The organism is Herminiimonas sp. (genome assembly GCF_030655415.1).
Genome location: NZ_JAURVN010000004.1, coordinates 279,572 through 299,055 on the forward strand (window position 1 = coordinate 279,572; position 19,484 = coordinate 299,055).

Below are 19,484 nucleotides of genomic sequence, written 5' to 3' on the forward strand. Positions count from 1 at the left end.
TTTCAGTTCGCATGTATTCCAAGTCCTGCAAGAAAGCCGTCATAATTTTTACGCCAATCCGGCTGCCATATATCACTCTCTTGCACCGCTTTTATATATTTTTGTGCGCGACCACTAAGTTGACTTACCAAATCATTCGAATCGCTAAACGTGCTAAATGGATGTTGCGGATAACAAAACCGTGCTTTAGCCGTATCCCAAATGAAAATATTGCCTACTAAACCAACAGCTTCAAACAGGCCAGTTGAAAGCTCACTCACAACGGCATGCGCACTGAAGAAGCTTTGATAAATATCCGAATTTAGGTCTATCCTTATTTTATCAATTCTCCCTTCAGGAAACCGTTCCAAGACAGCGTTTTTCTCTATAGGATGCGGTCGAAAAACTACTTGGAATCTTTCATCTACAGTATCGGCGAGTTGTTGTGCCAAACGAATATATAGATCCGTTTCAATACCGTCCCCTAAAATCAGAATGTCGATACGCTCTTGTTGCTGATAATCGCAATATTCTTCTAATCGTGCAGTTCTGTGTGGATTTCCGATATCAACCTTTTTGATCGGAGCATTAATCTGCCCCCCCCACCAACGTCCGTAACTCAAAAAATAGTCAGGGAGAGTTTTTCGATATTCATCATCCTTACAGATAAGATCGGCGAAATTATAGGCGTCGTGTCCAGCAGATACCGAACCGTGCTGATACTCGGCAGTATGTATGCCCAAGTCGCGGGCAGCACGAATCAATACAGAAGAAGGCCCATAACATGCCTCCTCTTTGATCAATATTTTGGGGTGTACCTGTGTAAGCAGACGTTGATAATGAGCGTAAAGCCATGGAATCGCAGCTGATTTCCGCGCCAATGAAGTGACAAGCCAGTCGAAACGTTTTGCACCCAATTCCCAACCGAGCAATTGACGTGCGTTGTCCTGAATTATGGAAACCAGATGATGTGCCTGCTCACGATGCTTGCGGCCACTAGAAATTTTTCCAGCAAAAGCAGCAAATGCCTGAGTCGGTGCATGTAAAAGTATGTTTTGATTATGACGCGGAAATGGCCATTGCCATTTAAAGAAATCTTCAACTAACAAGGTTTGATTTGAGTGAGCGAGTGCAAAATGATCACCTAAACGATTAAACCAAAGACCATCCTTTAATTGGTTTCCCAAGCCATGGGACATCAATAAAATATCAGCTTTTTTACTGTCTTTGCCAAAACGGATGTTATGAAGTAATGCTTTGCTTAAAGAAGTGGCCGCGTTGAACTTCGATCCGATTGCGCCATACCCATTTAATGGTGTCCCGTACAGCATATCGGACATAATCATACGAATAAAAGGCACACGTATCATGGTCCATAGAGGAATGCCCGTTTGCGTGCAGCGCACGTCAAGAATTCTTTGATCGTTTTCGACTTGCAGAATGTCTTTTAAACTCAAAAATTTTTCTGATTTTTTATTCATGCCGGCTTGACCGCCAAACGCCACGGCATTGGCCTAGCTTTCTGCGCAAGCCACCATGCGCCCAAAAAGGTAAGCGCTTGCGAAAGCATAAAGCCCTGAGCTGCTCCGATCAGACCATTTTTTTGAAGCAGATAATAGGTAATTGCAATATTAAATAGGCCGCTGACGAGCGTAACAACTGCCAACATCGGAGTTTTGCCTGCATAAAATATATAGTTTGTCACCATATAGTACATCCCGCCAAAAGCAAATCCCATCGCGATATAGATCACGATACTTGCAGCAGATTGATATTGATCGCCTATAAATATACTCAGCAAGAACGGCGCTGATAGACCAAGCGACAATGCGATGCCGCACACAATCAAGAAATAAAGATAAGTGTATTTCACGATCACCTGATCACGAACCGCATCATCTTGTCTCAATGACTCAATTAACCAGGGAGAAAACGCACGATTAAAGGAATCGGTAAGTAAGCCAAGCGCCATACCTATTTGCATGGCGACCATGTAGATACCGGTCGCAGCGACGTCAAGCACGTTACTGATCAAGAATCGATCTACCATGACTATCAACATGCCACCAATCACATGCGGTATGAGTGGCACGCCAAACGCCAACGCATCCTTTGCGTAACCGCGATCAGGCATTGCCAGCAATTGCATTGCATTCAATCGGTATAAAGCAAACGCCATAAACCCAATGGTAGCCAGTGCAATACCACCAACGCGCCCCTCCCAAGCCATTCCCAAACCAAGTATGAAAATCAGGGAGCTAGTGGCATCACATGCCGTTTGCCCAATGCGGAAAAAGCCAAATTGCCATGGTTTGCGACTCGACTGCCAAATTACCAACTGAATCTGAATAACGAATTGCGCTCCAGAAACCAGTACGGCAATTAACAGCCATGTTCCGGGAATTTTCGTAAATCGTTCCAATACAGGCATTCCGAGCAAAACGGCAGCAAAAACAACCATCGTACTAATGAGAAGGATGACTAAACACGTACCGATATAACGTCGAAGCTCAAACCTATCTTGCTCAAAATAGCGAATACCAATCGCACCATGCACGCTCAAGCCCGTGAAAGCTCCAAAGACAGTCACGACTACCGAAAACATGGCAACAATTCCGTACTGCTCAGGCGTCAAAACTCGCGTGAGTATCGGCAAGAGAAAAAAGGGAATGGCAGCACTTAAAGCATTGGTAAGGGTATAAATCAATGCGGGGCCAACAAAATTTCCCCGAATGATCATTGGGCAAAAAATTCCCGAACCGCCAACGTCACCTGCTCAGCATCTTCCAGAGTCAAGTGTTCTCCTATAGGCAAGCTCAGCAAGGTGGAGTCTGTTTGGTTATAAAAGGCATTGGCGTCAGGCTCGCCTAAATACTTATATGCATTAAGTTTTGGCAACGCAATCGGATAGTGCACACCAGTTTCTATTCCGCGCGCATTCAGAAAAGCCTTCATTTGATCCCTGCGTGTTGTCCGCAGGACAAACAGATGATAAACCTGACGAGCCCAAGACTTGCGCTCTGGCAAAATCAAATCGATATTGTCAGGCAAATTTTGCAGATAGTAATCAGCGATCTCAATGCGTCGCTTCGTCCAATGATCGATGTGCGTCAATTTGACACCAAGAATCGCCGCTTGCATGCCGTCCAAACGTGAGTTACGGCCTTCAAATTGGTGATCATATTTAGCAATGCGGCCATGATTAGCGATCATGCGAACACGTATAGCAAGTGCATCATCCTGGGTAGTAACGGCACCAGCATCCCCGTAGGCGCCCAGATTTTTTCCTGGATAAAAACTAAAAGCCGCCAGATGCCCGATTCCGCCCACACGACGACCTTTATACTCGGCACCATGCGCCTGCGCGCAATCTTCTATCAAGGTTAGACCAAACTCTTCGCATAAGGACAACAGGCCGTCCATCTCACACGGATGTCCATAAATGTGTACTGCAATAATTGCTTTTGTTCGCGCGGTAATTTTGGCTCGAACAGTGTCTGCCGAAATTGTATAGCTTCCATGATCGACATCAGCGAAAACTACTGTATGGCCACATCGTGTTACCGCTTCACTACTGGCGATAAAACTATTGCCGGGTACGATAATTTCCGAACCTGATGGAAGGTTAGCCGCTTCAATAGCAATTTCCAAAGCATCCGTGCCGTTCGCAACCCCAACGCAATGCTTCACTTGAGCATACTCGGCGAATTTACGCTCAAAATCCGTAAGGTGCTTACCCCCAATAAAAGCGGACTCTCGTATAACGCTTGCAATCGCAGCATCAATTTCCGGCTTGATGGTCTCGTATTGAGCGGCCAAATCAAGAAACTTGATCATTCTATATCCCTGATTTTTCTAACGGGATTACCGACATACACCCCCGGCTCCGTAATATTTTTAACAACCACAGCACCTGCACCAATTACCACATCATCGCAAATCGAAACTGGCAATATAGAAGCATTGCTCCCTATGGAGACTCGGTTTCCTACGCTTGTCGACTGCCAAAGCGATTTATTCCCGTTTGCCGGGCCACCCGTTGCAAACGTATCATTAATAAACATGACCCCATGGCCTATGAAACAATCATCGCCAATCGTGACTAACTCACATATAAAGGCATGCGATTGGACTTTTGTACGCGCACCCACTGATGCCGTTTTCTGAATTTCGACAAAAGGTCCGATGAACACACCATTGCCCAATTTACAGCCGTAAAGATTCACGGGCTGTACAACGGTTACATTATCGCCAAACTGCACATTTACGATGCTGGCATGTTTGACTATCGGATCAGACATCAGCGCACACCGAGCTTGGAATGTTTTGCACGATATCGCAACGCAACTTCGCGACCAGTTTCGACAGACTCGTAAATTGCATTGATCAGCTCTAAACTCTTGCGTCCTTCGAGCCCATCAACCATATGTTTTTTGTCATTCGTCAAGCAATCAACAACATGCTCATAGTAAGCGTGGTGCCCAAAACCATATACATTTGGCGGATTGACTGAATACGTCTCCATGACATCTTCATCGCCTGGAATAGGCTCAACAAAATTCCAGGTCTTCATTTTATTAACTGCAAATCCTGCGACCTCTACTGTGCCGCCCGCGCCCAAAATGGAGAGAGAACCTTCCAGATCAGAAGGGCGAACAGCAGTAGTTGCCTCAATAACTCCGAGCGCACCATTCTTGAAACGTAAAATGACGACTGCCGTATCTTCTGCTTCAATATCGACTAAAGCCGTATTGCTCATGGCACATACACTATCGACTTCCCCCATCATCCACTCGAGCAAATCGACATGATGGCTAGCCTGATTCGTTAAAACCCCACCATCCAAAGCCCACGTACCACGCCAGGAATCTTGATCATAGTAAGCTTGAGGTCTACACCATCTCACACGAACCGTCCCCATAACCAACTTCCCAAACCGCTTTTGCTCAAGTGCTTCCCGCAACTTGACTATCGGGACATTAAAACGGTTTTGCTTTACAACAAACAGCTTGACTCCAGCTTGATCACAAGCAGCAATCATTGCGTCTGCATCGCTTAATGCCAAAGCCATAGGCTTCTCTACAACGATATGCTTACCATAGGGTGCGAGTGCCATGACATGCTCCGCATGAAGGCCACTTTCAGTCAAAACAACGATCACATCAATATCTGCTGAACGCATCATTTCATGCATATCCGCAAAATGTGGAACCGAGAACTCTTGCCCAATTCGTTGAGCCTTATCTGCGATTACATCGCAGACCGCAACAAGTCGTGCTCCCGCAATTTGTCCATGACCTAAAAGTTCAGAATGTCTTTTAGCAATTCGACCGCAACCCACTAACGCAAAATTCAACATATTCTTACCATTTAAAAATTATGACTTGATATGACCTCGGCCCACGCCGAAGTATTCGATACCTACGGATTTGCATAATGCAGGGTCATACAAATTACGGCCATCAAAAATATAAGGCGTTTTCAGCAGGGTTTTCAGTTGTTTCAGATCCGGACTGCGGAAAGCCTTCCACTCGGTCATGATTACCAAACCGTCCGCGCCAGCCACTGCGTCAAGAGCATCCGTCGAATATTCCAGACGCGCAAGCAAGGCTGGTTCATCCTCTAAATCCATAGCAAAAACACGCTTGGCCTCATCAATGGCGACCGGATCATAAGCACGTACAGCAGCGCCTCGGGCAAGTAGTTCGCGCACAACGACTCGACTTGGGGCTGCGCGCATATCGTCTGTATCTGGCTTGAACGCCAGACCCCAAACGGCAAAAGTCATTCCCGTCAGGTCATGCCCCAAACGCGCTTCAATTTTTTTTGTGAGTATATTTTTTTGGTATTCGTTGGCTTTCTCTACCGCCTCAAGGACATGCAAACGACTGCCGTTTTCTTGTGCAATATGAATTAATGCCTGGACATCTTTAGGAAAACAAGAACCACCATAACCAGTACCCGCATAAAGGAAGCTATAACCGATTCGAGGATCGGATCCTATTCCTTGGCGTACCAATTCAATATCCGCGCCAACATCATCAGCCAAGTTAGCCAACTCATTCATAAAGCTGATACGCGTTGCCAGCATCGCATTGGCCGCATACTTGGTAAATTCGGCCGAGCGCAAATCCATAAAAAGTATTCTGTTGTGATTACGAACAAAAGGAGCGTAAAGCGCATTCATAATTTCCTGCGCCTTTTGCCCGGCTTCGTCCATATTAGTCCCGATCACTATGCGATCTGGACGCATAAAATCCTCGATGGCAACGCCCTCTTTCAGAAACTCTGGATTTGAGACAACCGAAAAACGTATATCCGTTTCCCCTCTCTTATCCAGTTCCTCCTGGATTACAGCGCCAACCTTATCCGCCGTCCCCACAGGGACAGTAGATTTATTAACGACAACCTTAAATTCGGAGAGATGTGCGCCAATATTTCGCGCTGCGGACAAAACATATTGAAGATCAGCCGAGCCATCCTCATCCGGAGGCGTACCAACAGCGATAAATTGGATATCGCCAAAATTCGCGCCAGCGACAATATCATCGGAGAACCGAAGTCTCCCAGCGTTCACATTGCGAACAATGAGCTCCTTCAGCCCAAGCTCATGAATGGGTACTCCACCATTATTTAAAACAGCTATTTTGTGCGTATCAACATCAACACACAGAACATTGTTTCCAAGTTCTGCTAAGCAAGCGCCTGTGACCAAGCCAACATAGCCCGTGCCTATAACGGTAATTTTCATTTTTACAAGACGATCATAAAACGGTTAATCTTGAATTTTTAAACAGACGCAGCTAATACACTGACAAGGCTCAGCAAACACCTCGCCATACATTAAAACTGATGCCCGCGAACTCAGATTAATTGAACAATTTTTCACCTAAATAACGCTGCGCGACTCTAGCACGATCTATTATTATTAGCTAGGCAACATATATGAAAGAGGTACCAGTATAATGCTGCAGCCATACTCCCCACCCGAGTAATAATAAAACCATCGTGGTTCGATATATTAAAATCAGTTATTTAAGCGATAAGAAAAATTAAAAACGCTTAAAAACTACAAGCAAGCCTTGCAGCCAAAAGACAATGGTATTCAAAAATTCAAATTTAAAGCATAACGAAATTTTTTTGCTAGGAATCTTTTACGTCATTATGCATGGTGGAATTTTACTAATTCCAAATGCAATTTTTTGGGACGATTGGGTTTTCTATCGGACAGAGCCGAACGTCATTTTTGACACACTGCAACAAGCGGGCGCAATGTTCAATTTGGCAGCATATATGCATGTATATATGCTCAAGATCGGGCCGTGGATCTATAAGGTTCTAACTTTTCTACTGATGTTTTCGTCGGGAATTTTGCTCAATTCCATCCTGAAAAGAATAGCAATTTTTTCCGAGGAAAATCGATTTATTCTAGTCCTTCTTTTTTTGATTCTGCCATTCAACATGGCTCGCGTAGCCCTAATTGATTTTGGTTATAGTTTCGGGCTTTTTTTGTTTTTATACGCTTGGTACCTGATTGATCGAAATCGCATTTTGGCATTGGGATTGTTTTTTCTAAGCTTCAACATAAATTCCTTACTCGTCTTCTACGCTTTACCAATGCTTGATTTAATGTACCGCCAAGGCTATTTAAAAAATCATAAAACCTTCTTTTCAGTCGTAGTTAAATATCCAGATTTTCTAATACTTCCATTTCTATTTTATTTTGTTAAGGTCTATTTTTATTCACCAACGGGCTTATACGAGAACTATAACCAACTTTACAGCTTTAACAACATCCGTAGTGCAATCAAGGCTCAGTTAAAGGACGCTGTAAACTTTCGCGTTAACCCTTATCTCTTTCTCGTGTTACTACCCATAACTTATATTTTCGCAAAAAAATGGAGTTTTCAAAATCTGTTGGCACATGAAGTAAAAACTCTGCCCTTATTTTTACTTGGCTGTTTGGCGCTATTTCTGGCTGGCTTACCTTATTGGATACTTGGTCTGACACCGACTTTCAACGAATGGTCATCTAGGCATCAATTACTTTTTCCGCTGGGTTCGGCCTTAGTAATTGTCGCAATATTGCAATTATTTCAGAACCGCATAAAAACTGTAATTGTCGCAACATTGATGGCAGTTTGTTTCAGTTACGGTTTAACTACGTACTACTCGTTCATCCTAGATTGGAAAAAACAGTCTCAACTACTAAATTTCATGACGGAAAATGCTGTTGCAATTAACCGTGCCGATTTAGTGATATTTAATGACCAAACAAAGTCCCTCAATGCTATTGGCCGTGAATATCGTTTCTACGAATGGAATGGACTTTTAGAGCACGCAACTGGCAACCAAAATCACTTTGGGATTCAACCAAATGAATTATTTCAATATCAACATGGAAATTTTGATAAATACTTTCAAGCTCACTACAAAGCTGGCTCACATACGAGAACCGATTCAGCAGCGTCAATATTAATCACGATAAATTTGAGAGATTCACACTCATTGCTTAGTACTCTTTTTAGAGAAATAGAGTTCAGCGTAACACCTGTAACACTCAAGACATTAAAACATTAAAGCGAAGATGAACCGTCTATTCAAAACGTATTTTAATTTCCTAAATTGATATCGCCCGTGCAAATAGAGAAAGAAAAAAAAGTAGCCATTGTCCAATCCAACTATATTCCTTGGAAAGGCTACTTCGACATGATCGCTGCAGTGGATGAGTTCATTCTTTTCGACGACATGCAGTACACCCGACGAGACTGGCGTAACCGCAATCAGATCAAGACACCTCAGGGGGTGCAGTGGTTAACTGTGCCTGTTCTTGTCAAAGGAAAATACGATCAAAAAATTAGAGACACCGAAATTGACGGCGCAGAATGGGCTCTTCATCATTGGAAAGCACTAGCTCAAAATTATCGCCGTGCACCATACTTCCACGAAATAGCCGCATGGCTTGAGCCATTGTATGTAGCGACTTCTTATAGTCATATTTCGCAATTAAATCGAAGCTTTATTCAGGCGATTTGTACTTATTTGAAAATTGAGACGGCCATTACTAATTCGTGGGACTACAAGTTAATAGATGGAAAATCCGAGAGATTGGCAGATCTTTGCACTCAGGCTGGAGCGACGCATTATTTGTCAGGCCCTTCGGCCAAGGATTACATAGAAACCAGCGTGTTCGCAGATCGAGGCATCGCAGTCCACTGGGCTGATTACTCTAATTATCGAGAGTATCCCCAGTTATGGGGATCGTTTTGCCACGGAGTGACAATTCTTGATCTGATTTTCAACTGCGGTGAAGACTCTCACCTTTATATGGAAAAAATAAGCCTGTGAAGCTCTCTATCGTTGCGACCCTCTATAAATCCGCGCCATATATCGCCGAATTTTATCAACGTGTCAGTGCGTCCGCCAAGAAACTGGTTGGCGATGACTACGAAATAGTATTTGTCAACGACGGCTCTCCTGATAACAGCCTTGACCTCGCTGTACAACTGACGGAAATGGACGAGCACGTTGTAGTCGTGGACCTTTCACGTAATTTTGGTCACCATAAGGCTATGCGAGCCGGCCTCGAACAATCGAAAGGTGAACTTGTTTTTCTCATTGATACAGATCTGGAAGAAGAGCCGGAATGGTTGATCAGTTTTTCCGAGCAAATAAATGCTGAACATGCTGACGTGGTTTATGGCACTCAACAACAACGCAAGGGCGGTTGGTTTGAGAGATGGAGTGGCGCCATCCATTACACTGTGCTCAATTGGTTGCTTAACATTGATCATCCCCGGAACATCACCACTTCAAGGCTAATGTCCCGTCGCTACGTCGATGCGCTATTAAGCCACAGGGAAGTGGAAGCCGTCATCTCCTGCCTTTGGGTGATCACCGGCTTCAAGCAGTGCTCTCAAACCGTTAAAAAACATATGACGAGCGCTACCACCTATAGCACTGCAAAAAAAATTAGTCACTTGGTCAATGCCGTCACATCATTTAGCGACGTACCACTCAAACTGATCTTTTTGATCGGAGCTTTTGTATTTTTGGGCGCGCTTTTCTATACCTTTCTTTTAGTGATTAACCACTTTATTATGTCGCGTTCGGTTGACGGATGGACATCGATTATGGTTTCCGTTTGGCTATTGGGGGGCATGATTATTTCTTTCATCGGAATTATTGGAATTTATCTTGCGAAGATATTTTCTGAGACAAAACAACGACCTTATGTAATCGTCAGGAATGTATATGGAAAATCAGAACAACAACATTAATTCTAGTTATGAACGTCACTATTCTGAACGAGCTAGCTCGAAGGTATATCCGACCGAATTTGTAGTAAGGACCTTTCTGGCAAAGTATCCGCATCTTAATTTTAAAAAACCAATAGCCGGAGACTCCGTTCTAGACGTGGGATTTGGAGATGGAAGAAATACGGGGCTACTGTGCGATCTTGGTTTAGACGTAAGTGGAATCGAAATAACGCAAGGAATTGTGGACCAAGCTAAAACGCGACTCTCTAGTCTTGGGTTCAATGCAAATTTGAAACTTGGAAGGAACAGCAGCATTCCTTATAAGGATGAATCGTTCGACTATATCTTGGCATGCCACTCTTGTTATTACTGCGATGAAGGGCAATCTTTACGAGATAATTTGAAAGAGTATTCGCGAGTTCTCAAAACAGGTGGATTTTTGGTTGCATCGGTAGCGAACAAATCGTCTTATATATTCAACGATGCAGAAGAACTGTCTGACGGCTCCTTGGTGGTTAAAAACGATCCCTACAATAATCGTAACGGGTACCGTCTTCACGGCTTTGCAGCCAAAGAAGAGATCGAACAATATTTTTACCCACTTTTCAAGAATTTTTCGTTTGGCTCCGCCGATAACGATTATTACGGTATTGAAGAACGTGTATTTTGGGTAGTTTGTCAAAAAGGATAACGAATAAATGAGTGCATATTATTGCTGTACGGAGGTCTCTTGTAACCACGCCTCCCTCCGCGAAGAAACTGGTGGCTTACAGTGTTCAAACGGACACTTTTTTCCCTATTCAGAAGGAACTAAAGTACCACTTTTCGCTTTTCAGAAAGAGGATGTTAACGAATATGCGCTGAAGGACGCTGCGAACATTCATGACAACTCTTTACGATGGGTTTTTAAAACATTTGGTACAGATGAAGATAGTTTGCGGACAAGCCTGATTGCTCGACTAGGACTATCTAAGGGTCAAACTATTCTCATCACTGGCGCAGGGGCCGGCAATGATTTGCCGTACATCGCAGAACGCTTGGGAGGATCAGGTGTTATATATGCTCAAGATATTGCCAAACAAATGTTGCTTGCCGGAGTAGAACGACACGCTCCTAAAGTGGCGGAGTTAGGTATAGACATTCATTTTTCCTGCAGCGACGCGACAAATTTACCATTTGCAGAGAATGTTTTTGACGCCGCGTATCATTTCGGCGGACTTAATTTATTTCCCGACATCAAAAAAGGTATCGCGGAGATGAACCGAGTCGTGAAACCCGGTGGAAAAATAGTCATTAGTGACGAAGGTTGCGCGCCGTGGCTCAAATCCACAGAAATAGGGAAAATGCTGATCAAGAATAATTCCCTTTACGATTTTGATGCCCCACTTACATTGCTCCCTGAAACTGCCCATGCGGTTAATTTGTCATGGGAGGTAAGTAATTGCTTTTTTGTAATAGATTTTATCGTCTCTGAAAATCCTCCTTACATTGATATTGACGTCCCTCACGTAGGCAAAAGGGGGGGCAGCATTCGTTCGCGTTACCTTGGACAACTGGAAGGTGTTAATCCCGCTTTAAAAGATCGTTTGTATGCAGAGGCCGAACGACAAGGAATTAGTCGTGTAGAACTACTGGAACGTTTGCTGGAAAAAGGCTGTTCTTGATGAATATGAATAGTAAAAATAATTGTGTTTGGGAGATCAAATGAAAAACCGCTTGCAAAGTGGCGAATCATTTCAATGGGAAAAAACAGGAGTAGTTTTTGAGCCTAATGTACCTGGCTTCACCCATGGCTCACACCCTTGCGCCATTCACTACAAAGACGATATCTTTGTAGTTGCATTTACTTGTCGCGATTCAGCACGCAAGTCCCATGTCTTCTTGTCATACGCCACGATTTCCAATGGACAAATGTGCCTGACAGGAACGCCAAAACTTGCAATGCCGCCGGGGGCGCCAGGATGCTTTGACTGCGATGGTGCAATTAGCGTATGCCTTATTAAACACAATGAAAAACATTACTTGTACTACGTCGGCTGGCAAAATCTTCCCGAAGGAATGTGGATTTGCGACACGGGGAGAGCCACACTTGATTTCGTAAATCTAACCCTGACAAAAGATTTTTTGGGGCCAGTACTCGGACGTGACAAACACAATCCATTATTTGCCGCGGCGACGGCATTTCACGTCGATGGTGACACTTGGCATACTTGGTACAACTCAGGAATTAAATGGACTAAAACAGAGGAAGGTTGGAGCCATCACTATGGCATCCATCATGCCCATTCACCCGACGGAATAGACTGGACTTGCGATCCTGGAATGTGCCTGCCATTTGCAGACGAGTATGAATATGCATTTGGCCGTCCCACTGTTTATTATAGTGAAAATACTTACTTCATGTGGTTCGCACATCGAGCCACAAAAAATATCAAAACATATCGCATTGGCTTTGCTTCATCACAAGATGGTTTGAAATGGGATCGCAATGATGCAATTGCTGGCATCGATGTCTCCCCTGAGGGCTGGGACAGCGAAATGATTTGCTATCCATATGTATTCGAACATCTTGGGCAATTTTATATGCTTTATAACGGGAATGGCTACGGCAAAACAGGTTTTGGCTTAGCGGTACTGAAAGATACGCAATGAAGAAAATCATTCTAGCTGGCAATGCAGTTACGGCCGACATACTTTTCAGCTATCTAAAACAAGATGCCCGATACAACGTTGTCGCGCTGACCGTTGACGATGAATATCTTGAGCATGGTGGAATAGATGGATTGAACACTATCGGATTGTCACGCCTCCAAGAAGTACACCAAGTCAAAGATTGCTCAGTCATTATGGCTATGGGATACAACGATCTGAATCGTAGTCGCGAATCAATGTTCCATCGAATCAAGGAGATGGGATATCACATAGAGACTTATATCCACCCCGATGCCAATGTTTATACGCAACATCCGCTTGGAGAAGGTTGCGTGATACTTCCTTCAACGATAATTGAACCGCACGTTAGAGTTGGCGCCAATAGTATGGTGTGGGCCAACGTCACCCTTGCCCATCACTCTAAAATTGCGGAAAACTGCTGGATTGCCTCAGGCGCAGTCATTTCAGGACAGTCGAAGGTTGAGCGCAATGTGTTTATCGGAGTTAATGCAACCATCGTTAACGAAGTTATTGTTAACGAATATTGCATAGTAGGCGCTGGAGCCTTAATTACAAAAAACACGAAACCATCCAGTGTACATTTGGCGAGATCAGGCGAAGAGCTTAGATATTCGTCGCAGGATTACGTAAAATATTTTGGAGTTTGATATGAACAAGCAGTTAATTTCTGTTCTAACGGACGTGTTTGGCCTGCGCGCCAGTCAAATTGTTCCCGAACTAACTAAGGATCAGGTGGGAAGTTGGGACTCTCTGAAACAAATGGATCTCGTCATGTCTCTTGAACGAGAGTTTGATATTTCATTGGAAATCACTGATATTGTGAAATTAAATTCTGTCGCCAATATCAACGAGGTTCTCATCGAAAAAGGAGTCAAGCTTGAAGCTTGAGGGAGCAATCATATTGGTAACGGGCGGCGCTAAAGGCTTGGGACTGGCGATTGCAAGCTATTTGGAAGATCAGGGAGCTACTATGGTGATCGCTGACCTCGACTCGGTTGCTTTGGCTGCCTTACCCGACTCTATGGGAAAACACCTTCTGGACGTAACACGTGCAGACGATGTAAAAGGGGTAGTTAAAGCCATTATCGAACAACATGGCCGTATAGACGTGTTGGTCAACAACGCCGGCGTAATATTCAGTGAGCCCATGGTCAACATCATGCGGCCATCGGAATTAATGCACGACTATGAAAGATTTCGCAAATCTATCACCGCAAATCTGGATTCCGTTTTTATCATGACGTCTGCTGTGGTTGAGCAAATGGTTTTGCGTCGCACCAAGGGAAGCATTGTCAATATCAGTTCCATCAGTGCTTGTGGAAATGAGGGACAGACAGCCTACTCTGCCGCCAAAGCGGGAGTCAACGCGATGACGGTAACCTGGTCAAAAGAACTGGGCAGACTGGGCATACGTTGCAATGCCGTAGCCCCGGGTTTCATTGACACCGTTTCGACAAATGATGCCTTGAACGAATCAATAATCAAACATATCAAATCCAGCACTCCGCTGCGTCGCCTCGGCAAAGCTGAAGAAGTAGCGCAAGGAGTAGCGTCTCTAGTAACAAATGATTTTATAAATGGCGTAGTGTTACGTATTGACGGCGGATTGAGTATTTAATGGGTCTGCGCTTTGTATTTATCGGAAATCGTCGGTTTGTCTTGCAGGAGATGCTTGCTGCTGGCCTTGACATTGCAGCTGCCATTGTCATATCGGGCACTCATCTCGAGCGCGATATTAAGAACGGTGAAATAGTAGGGTTACGTGACCATCTGGTAGTGAGCAGCAAAAAGGAATTATTAAACATTCTCCAAAATATTCAATTCGACGTTTTAGTTTCGAATGGCTGCCCTTATATCCTACCGGTATCGCAAATGCCTGCGGCGCACTACATCAACATCCACCCGTCTTGCCTTCCAGATTTGCGCGGCGTCGACCCTGTAATAGGTTCAGTTTTATACGCCAAAGACTCAGGAGCCACCTGCCACATCATGGATGACGGTATCGATACTGGATCGATTATTTCCCAAGTCCGAATCCCGTACTCTGCAGATGTCGATGTTTCTTTAATGTATCAACTCAGTTTTTTTGCAGAAAAAAAAGCTTTCAGAGAAGCCTTGGAATTAAATTTTTCCCCAAAAATCGCACAGAAAAATAAGCCTGATGACATTAGCTATAAACGTGCGCCTGAAGATCGAATTATAAATTTTTGCGAATCAAATGAGCTAATCCTCCGTAAGGTGAAGGCATTTAGTAATCGCTCTCAGGGCTGTGAATTTTTAGTAAACGGCAAAAGATATCTCTTCTATCAAGCGACGCTTATAAAGAATCCTTTTTTGGTTGAATTGATGGCAGAAATTGATGAAGGCATTGTTGCTTTTAGCTATGAAAACAGTATAGTTTTTCGCAAAGATGGGGACATTTTTCGCTTCATGGATATAACCTCATTGGACAACGAGGTATTACCCACCGGCACAAAACTCTTCTCCCTATAATATGCAACATTACAATCTCTCCCTGTACTTTTCTGAGGTAGTAACCCAATACGCAGCGCAGCCTGCCTTACGTTATGCAGAGCATGAATATAGCTATACCCAATTAGCTACTTTGGTCGATAGTTTGGCACAGTTCTTACTCGACCAAGGTTTGTGTCATGGCGACATAGTGGCTATTGCAAACAACAAACGCCCATTGTCGTACGCATTGATGTTGGCAGCTATAAAGCTGGGCATAGCCTATGTCAATCTCGATGTGGAATCTCCATTAGCGCGCAATTCGCGTATTCTCAAAGTGAGCGGAACAGCTTTACTGTTTTATGATGATCAAAGATACGCAGAAAAAATTCAAAAACTAGCTGCGGAGAACAATTGCAGAGCGATAGCGTTGGAATTTGAAATGCTCTCGAAAGCATCTGAGAGCGATCTGGAAAAACAAAAATCAATCATGACTCGTGTGGATGGAGCATCCATAGCGTATGTCATGTTCACTTCAGGTTCCACGGGAACTCCCAAAGGAGTTGCCGTCACACACCAAAACGTTTTGCATTTTATCGCATGGGGACAAAAGTACTTTAATGTCGGCGTTCAGGACAATTTTGCGAATCTAAGTCCTATGTATTTCGACAATTCGGTATTTGATTTTTATGTCGGGCTTTTCTCTGGCGCATCACTCACCCCTATCTATCGCGAACTGATGAGCAGCCCATACGAATTGACTGCTTATGTTGAAAAAATGCAATGCAGCATCTGGTTTTCAGTTCCTTCTCTGTTAATTTACCTAATGGCAATGAAGGCCTTTACTCCGGCTGTATTACCTAGCCTCCGCTATATTGTTTTTGGTGGCGAGGGCTATCCCAAAATAGAATTAAAGAAGCTGTACTCCCTATTCTCTGCACAATCAAAAGTGACAAATGTTTATGGCCCAACCGAATGCACCTGCATATGTAGTGCTTACAATTTAAGCGAAAAAGATTTCAAAGAAATTGATGGTTTACCCCCTCTAGGGAAATTGAACCCTAACTTTGACTACCGTATTCTCAACGAAGAAGAAAAGGACTCTGACGTAGGCGAACTTTGCTTGATTGGCCCAAATGTCGCGTCAGGTTACTTTAATGATCTGGAACGTAGTGCCGCATCCTTCCTGACATTGCATGAACCAGATCGTTTTATGAAACGCATGTACAAAACTGGAGATCTCGTGCGTGAGATCGACGGAGAATTGTATTTTATCGGTCGTAAAGACAATCAAATAAAGCATATGGGTTATCGGATTGAGTTGGAAGAAATTGAGCATGCTTTGGTCAAGCTCTCGCACATAAGTCAAGCTGCCGTTATCTATCAAAGAACGAATACAGCTTATGGCAAACTCATCGGTTTCGTCGCTAGCACTATGGTTCTTGATGAAAAATCTTTGCTTACTGATTTAGCGAAGCTCCTTCCCGAGTACATGCTCCCAAGTCAAATTCTGATTTTGCAGGAGCTACCAAAAAATCCAAACGGAAAAGTAGATAGACAACAGCTCTTGGCTCATACACAGAAGCAAGCATGAAACCGTGGCTGCCGACTAATGCTGGATTGCGCCAGTTAATTCGTTATGCCGTAATAGGGTTGCTTAACAATCTCTTGGGGTATCTTGTTTATCTATTGATCACTTGGACAGGCGTTGATCCGAAAATCACTATTTCCATTCTTTATCCTATTGGGATCGCAATAGGATTTTGGGGGCATTCAAAGTACTCTTTTTCTTATGACGGAAGTGGAAAAAGTTCATTACTTAGATACTTGTTAGTGTACATATTCGGTTACCTCATCAACTTCATGATGTTGTTTATCCTTTCGGATAAACTTGGTTTCCCTCATCAAGCAGTACAAGCATTAGCTATTTTTGCTGTCGCTGCAATACTATTCGTCCTACTCAAACTTTTTGTTTTTCCACCGACAAAAAACAATAAGGCTTCCAGTCCATGATTATTTGCCCAGCCTGCAGCGAAATAAATAAAGATCTGCATAATGCTTGTAAAAACTGTAATTTCCTGCCCGCAGAAATCGATGGATTTATTTCTTGGGCACCAGAACTAGCCAAGACAGGTAGTGGCTTCAAATCACATCATTTTGGCGAGTTGGCAAAAGCAGAGGAAAACTATTTTTGGTTTCGCTCCAGAAATAAAGTGATTCAGTGGGCGTTAAAAAAATATTTTCCTCAATCCCAGTCCTTGCTTGAAGTAGGTTGCGGAACAGGATTTGTGTTATCTGGATTGGCGAAGGCTTTTCCACAAATAAGACTAACGGGAAGTGAAATATTTACTGCTGGATTAAAGTTCGCCGGTCAGCGACTGCCAAACGCTGAATTGGTCCAAGCCGACGCGAGGCATCTCCCCTATTTTGAAGAATTCGATGTCGTTGCAGCTTTTGACGTCATTGAACATATTAAAGAAGATATGCAGGCTATTGCCTGCATACATAAAGCTATCAAGCCTGGTGGAGGATGTCTTATTACAGTGCCACAACATCAATGGTTATGGAGCCATGTGGATGTAGAAGCCTGTCACGAACGAAGATATAGCTCAGTAGAAATACATGAAAAAATCAAGAAAGCTGGTTTCGAAGTTTTGTTTAGTACCTCTTTCGTTACATTTCTTTTGCCTTTGATGTTTCTTAGCCGAATTAAATCTAAGAAATACGATAACAAAGTAAATGGAAATGGTCTCCAAATCAACCCTATGATAAATCGCATTCTGGAATCCGTACTCGATGCTGAACGTTATTTAATCAAATGCGGAATCCGATTTCCTATCGGTGGTTCACGTTTAATCATTGCTCGAAAATTATAATCACTGTGTAGTCAGAATCTATTTTGTGGCGTCTTGAAGAGCTTGTTCGATGCCGACTATAAAAATAAAGTTAAAGCCATGGATCATAATCAGAACATCCCTTTCAATAAGCCTTATATGACAGGCAAAGAGATTTCTTACATCAAGAATGCTAAATCCAACAACATGCTTGCTGGGGACGGACCCTTTACCAAACTTTGTCATGAATGGTTAGAGATCAACACCGGTTGTAGTAAGGCGCTTTTAACACATTCATGCACGGCTGCATTAGAAATGGCAGCGCTATTGCTAGATATCGAGCCTGGTGACGAAATTATTATGCCTTCGTACACATTCGTTTCCACAGCTAACGCATTTGTTCTACGTGGTGGCGTACCGGTATTTATAGATATTCGCGAAGACACGCTTAATATAGATGAACGTCTGATAGAAAGTGCCATCACAAGCCGTACCAAAGCGATCGTACCGGTCCACTACGCCGGGGTTGCATGCGAGATGGATACAATCATGCAAATCGCGAACCAGCATGGGCTTCAAGTGGTTGAGGATGCGGCGCAAGGAGTTATGGCTAGCTACAAAGGACGAGCACTTGGAAGCATTGGGCATATTGGCGCATTCAGCTTTCACGAAACTAAAAACATAATCTCAGGTGAAGGTGGGGCTTTGATCGTAAACGACCCCACTCTAGCTACCCGGGCAGAGATCATTCGAGAAAAAGGTACCGACCGCAGTCGTTTTTTTCGCGGAGAAGTAGATAAATACACTTGGCAAGAGGTTGGATCGTCATTTTTACCAGGAGAGCTGACTGCTGCATTTCTCTGGGCTCAACTTGAAGCAGCAAACACTATTACAAATAGTCGACTCGCAATTTGGGATCGCTACTATGCTGCGTTAAAACCGCTAGAAGAACGAGGCTTGCTTCGATGTCCAATTATTCCAGGCACATGCACGCACAATGCTCATATGTTTTATATATTGCTAGCGTCTGATATTGATCGGCAACAGGTCTTATCAGAACTAAAGCTTAATGGTATAAATTCTGTTTTTCACTATGTTCCCTTGCATTCCTCACCTGCGGGAAAGCGTTATGGCCGCATTCATGGAACGATGAATGTCACTAATGAACAATCAGAACGTCTGATTCGTTTGCCGCTATGGGTTGGGCTAGAGTCTGAACAACAAGAGCGAATCGTAAGTCTGCTAAAACGTATCCTTACTTAGCATAACTATTTTCTCATACTATAAT

General features: G+C 43.5%; 20 protein-coding genes. 14 read left to right on the forward strand and 6 right to left on the reverse strand.

Annotation, left to right across the window (positions count from 1 at the left end; all coding sequences use genetic code 11):
* Positions 1–2 precede the first annotated feature (2 nt).
* The 6 genes from Q7T66_RS03915 to Q7T66_RS03940 are packed head-to-tail and all read right to left on the reverse strand — an operon-like array spanning position 3 to position 6,730.
* Positions 3–1,460 carry a hypothetical protein gene (locus tag Q7T66_RS03915; RefSeq protein WP_304931990.1) on the reverse strand — a complete coding sequence of 486 codons (1,458 nt, stop codon included), beginning with the start codon at positions 1,458–1,460 and terminating at the stop codon, positions 3–5.
* Entirely contained in the window at positions 1,457–2,719 is a 1,263-nt protein-coding gene (locus Q7T66_RS03920; protein ID WP_304931991.1) for a lipopolysaccharide biosynthesis protein, read from the reverse strand. Before Q7T66_RS03920 ends, Q7T66_RS03915 begins: the two co-directional genes overlap by 4 nt.
* A complete protein-coding gene (locus tag Q7T66_RS03925) occupies positions 2,716–3,816 on the reverse strand; it encodes a DegT/DnrJ/EryC1/StrS aminotransferase family protein (RefSeq protein WP_304931992.1) in 1,101 nt (366 codons plus the stop codon). Before Q7T66_RS03925 ends, Q7T66_RS03920 begins: the two co-directional genes overlap by 4 nt.
* On the reverse strand, positions 3,813–4,280 hold the full coding sequence (locus Q7T66_RS03930) for a DapH/DapD/GlmU-related protein (protein ID WP_304931993.1): 468 nt from the start codon (positions 4,278–4,280) through the stop codon (positions 3,813–3,815). The genes Q7T66_RS03925 and Q7T66_RS03930 overlap by 4 nt, the downstream gene beginning before the upstream one ends.
* Positions 4,280–5,338, reverse strand: a complete 1,059-nt coding sequence (locus Q7T66_RS03935; RefSeq protein ID WP_304931994.1) for a Gfo/Idh/MocA family protein — start codon at positions 5,336–5,338, stop codon at positions 4,280–4,282. Before Q7T66_RS03935 ends, Q7T66_RS03930 begins: the two co-directional genes overlap by 1 nt.
* Positions 5,339–5,356: 18 nt before the next feature.
* Positions 5,357–6,730 (reverse strand): UDP-glucose/GDP-mannose dehydrogenase family protein, encoded by a 1,374-nt coding sequence (locus Q7T66_RS03940; protein ID WP_304931995.1) that lies wholly within the window; start codon positions 6,728–6,730, stop codon positions 5,357–5,359.
* Positions 6,731–7,119: 389 nt separating this feature from the next.
* Between Q7T66_RS03940 and Q7T66_RS03945 the strand changes: the two genes are divergently transcribed.
* The 14 genes from Q7T66_RS03945 to rffA all read left to right on the forward strand — a co-directional run bounded on the left by Q7T66_RS03945 (position 7,120) and on the right by rffA (position 19,459).
* Positions 7,120–8,559, forward strand: coding sequence for a hypothetical protein (locus Q7T66_RS03945; RefSeq protein ID WP_304931996.1), 1,440 nt, complete (start codon positions 7,120–7,122; stop codon positions 8,557–8,559).
* Between the two features lie 48 nt (positions 8,560–8,607).
* Positions 8,608–9,327 carry a WbqC family protein gene (locus Q7T66_RS03950; protein WP_370691613.1) on the forward strand — a complete coding sequence of 240 codons (720 nt, stop codon included), beginning with the start codon at positions 8,608–8,610 and terminating at the stop codon, positions 9,325–9,327.
* Positions 9,324–10,259 (forward strand): glycosyltransferase family 2 protein, encoded by a 936-nt coding sequence (locus tag Q7T66_RS03955; RefSeq protein ID WP_304931998.1) that lies wholly within the window; start codon positions 9,324–9,326, stop codon positions 10,257–10,259. The genes Q7T66_RS03950 and Q7T66_RS03955 overlap by 4 nt, the downstream gene beginning before the upstream one ends.
* Positions 10,234–10,929: a class I SAM-dependent methyltransferase gene (locus Q7T66_RS03960; protein WP_304931999.1), complete on the forward strand. Its 696-nt coding sequence runs from the start codon at positions 10,234–10,236 to the stop codon at positions 10,927–10,929. Before Q7T66_RS03955 ends, Q7T66_RS03960 begins: the two co-directional genes overlap by 26 nt.
* Positions 10,930–10,936: 7 nt before the next feature.
* On the forward strand, positions 10,937–11,902 hold the full coding sequence (locus tag Q7T66_RS03965) for a class I SAM-dependent methyltransferase (RefSeq protein WP_304932000.1): 966 nt from the start codon (positions 10,937–10,939) through the stop codon (positions 11,900–11,902).
* Between the two features lie 40 nt (positions 11,903–11,942).
* Positions 11,943–12,890, forward strand: coding sequence for a hypothetical protein (locus tag Q7T66_RS03970; protein ID WP_304932001.1), 948 nt, complete (start codon positions 11,943–11,945; stop codon positions 12,888–12,890).
* A complete protein-coding gene (locus Q7T66_RS03975; protein ID WP_304932002.1) occupies positions 12,887–13,558 on the forward strand; it encodes an acetyltransferase in 672 nt (223 codons plus the stop codon). Before Q7T66_RS03970 ends, Q7T66_RS03975 begins: the two co-directional genes overlap by 4 nt.
* Before the next feature lies 1 nt (position 13,559).
* Positions 13,560–13,799 (forward strand): acyl carrier protein, encoded by a 240-nt coding sequence (locus tag Q7T66_RS03980; RefSeq protein WP_304932003.1) that lies wholly within the window; start codon positions 13,560–13,562, stop codon positions 13,797–13,799.
* Positions 13,789–14,529 carry an SDR family NAD(P)-dependent oxidoreductase gene (locus Q7T66_RS03985; protein WP_304932004.1) on the forward strand — a complete coding sequence of 247 codons (741 nt, stop codon included), beginning with the start codon at positions 13,789–13,791 and terminating at the stop codon, positions 14,527–14,529. The genes Q7T66_RS03980 and Q7T66_RS03985 overlap by 11 nt, the downstream gene beginning before the upstream one ends.
* A complete protein-coding gene (locus Q7T66_RS03990; RefSeq protein ID WP_304932005.1) occupies positions 14,529–15,404 on the forward strand; it encodes a formyltransferase family protein in 876 nt (291 codons plus the stop codon). Before Q7T66_RS03985 ends, Q7T66_RS03990 begins: the two co-directional genes overlap by 1 nt.
* Position 15,405: 1 nt before the next feature.
* On the forward strand, positions 15,406–16,956 hold the full coding sequence (locus tag Q7T66_RS03995) for an amino acid adenylation domain-containing protein (protein ID WP_304932006.1): 1,551 nt from the start codon (positions 15,406–15,408) through the stop codon (positions 16,954–16,956).
* The gene (locus Q7T66_RS04000) at positions 16,953–17,375 is read left to right on the forward strand and encodes a GtrA family protein (RefSeq protein ID WP_304932007.1); all 423 of its coding nucleotides are present in this window, start codon (positions 16,953–16,955) and stop codon (positions 17,373–17,375) included. The genes Q7T66_RS03995 and Q7T66_RS04000 overlap by 4 nt, the downstream gene beginning before the upstream one ends.
* The gene (locus tag Q7T66_RS04005) at positions 17,372–18,238 is read left to right on the forward strand and encodes a trans-aconitate 2-methyltransferase (RefSeq protein WP_304932008.1); all 867 of its coding nucleotides are present in this window, start codon (positions 17,372–17,374) and stop codon (positions 18,236–18,238) included. The genes Q7T66_RS04000 and Q7T66_RS04005 overlap by 4 nt, the downstream gene beginning before the upstream one ends.
* Positions 18,239–18,316: 78 nt before the next feature.
* Positions 18,317–19,459, forward strand: coding sequence for a dTDP-4-amino-4,6-dideoxygalactose transaminase (rffA, locus tag Q7T66_RS04010; RefSeq protein WP_304932325.1), 1,143 nt, complete (start codon positions 18,317–18,319; stop codon positions 19,457–19,459).
* The last annotated feature ends 25 nt before the right edge of the window (positions 19,460–19,484 follow it).

Coding starts and splice junctions, on each gene's coding strand:
- Q7T66_RS03925 (WP_304931992.1), bottom strand. CDS start 3,816: ATGATCAAGTTTCTTGATTTGGCCGCTCAATACGAGACCATCAAGCCG.
- Q7T66_RS03975 (WP_304932002.1), top strand. CDS start 12,887: ATGAAGAAAATCATTCTAGCTGGCAATGCAGTTACGGCCGACATACTT.
- Q7T66_RS03940 (WP_304931995.1), bottom strand. CDS start 6,730: ATGAAAATTACCGTTATAGGCACGGGCTATGTTGGCTTGGTCACAGGC.
- Q7T66_RS04005 (WP_304932008.1), top strand. CDS start 17,372: ATGATTATTTGCCCAGCCTGCAGCGAAATAAATAAAGATCTGCATAAT.
- Q7T66_RS03995 (WP_304932006.1), top strand. CDS start 15,406: ATGCAACATTACAATCTCTCCCTGTACTTTTCTGAGGTAGTAACCCAA.
- rffA (WP_304932325.1), top strand. CDS start 18,317: ATGGATCATAATCAGAACATCCCTTTCAATAAGCCTTATATGACAGGC.
- Q7T66_RS03915 (WP_304931990.1), bottom strand. CDS start 1,460: ATGAATAAAAAATCAGAAAAATTTTTGAGTTTAAAAGACATTCTGCAA.
- Q7T66_RS03980 (WP_304932003.1), top strand. CDS start 13,560: ATGAACAAGCAGTTAATTTCTGTTCTAACGGACGTGTTTGGCCTGCGC.
- Q7T66_RS03935 (WP_304931994.1), bottom strand. CDS start 5,338: ATGTTGAATTTTGCGTTAGTGGGTTGCGGTCGAATTGCTAAAAGACAT.
- Q7T66_RS03990 (WP_304932005.1), top strand. CDS start 14,529: ATGGGTCTGCGCTTTGTATTTATCGGAAATCGTCGGTTTGTCTTGCAG.
- Q7T66_RS03960 (WP_304931999.1), top strand. CDS start 10,234: ATGGAAAATCAGAACAACAACATTAATTCTAGTTATGAACGTCACTAT.
- Q7T66_RS03920 (WP_304931991.1), bottom strand. CDS start 2,719: ATGATCATTCGGGGAAATTTTGTTGGCCCCGCATTGATTTATACCCTT.
- Q7T66_RS03965 (WP_304932000.1), top strand. CDS start 10,937: ATGAGTGCATATTATTGCTGTACGGAGGTCTCTTGTAACCACGCCTCC.
- Q7T66_RS04000 (WP_304932007.1), top strand. CDS start 16,953: ATGAAACCGTGGCTGCCGACTAATGCTGGATTGCGCCAGTTAATTCGT.
- Q7T66_RS03930 (WP_304931993.1), bottom strand. CDS start 4,280: ATGTCTGATCCGATAGTCAAACATGCCAGCATCGTAAATGTGCAGTTT.
- Q7T66_RS03970 (WP_304932001.1), top strand. CDS start 11,943: ATGAAAAACCGCTTGCAAAGTGGCGAATCATTTCAATGGGAAAAAACA.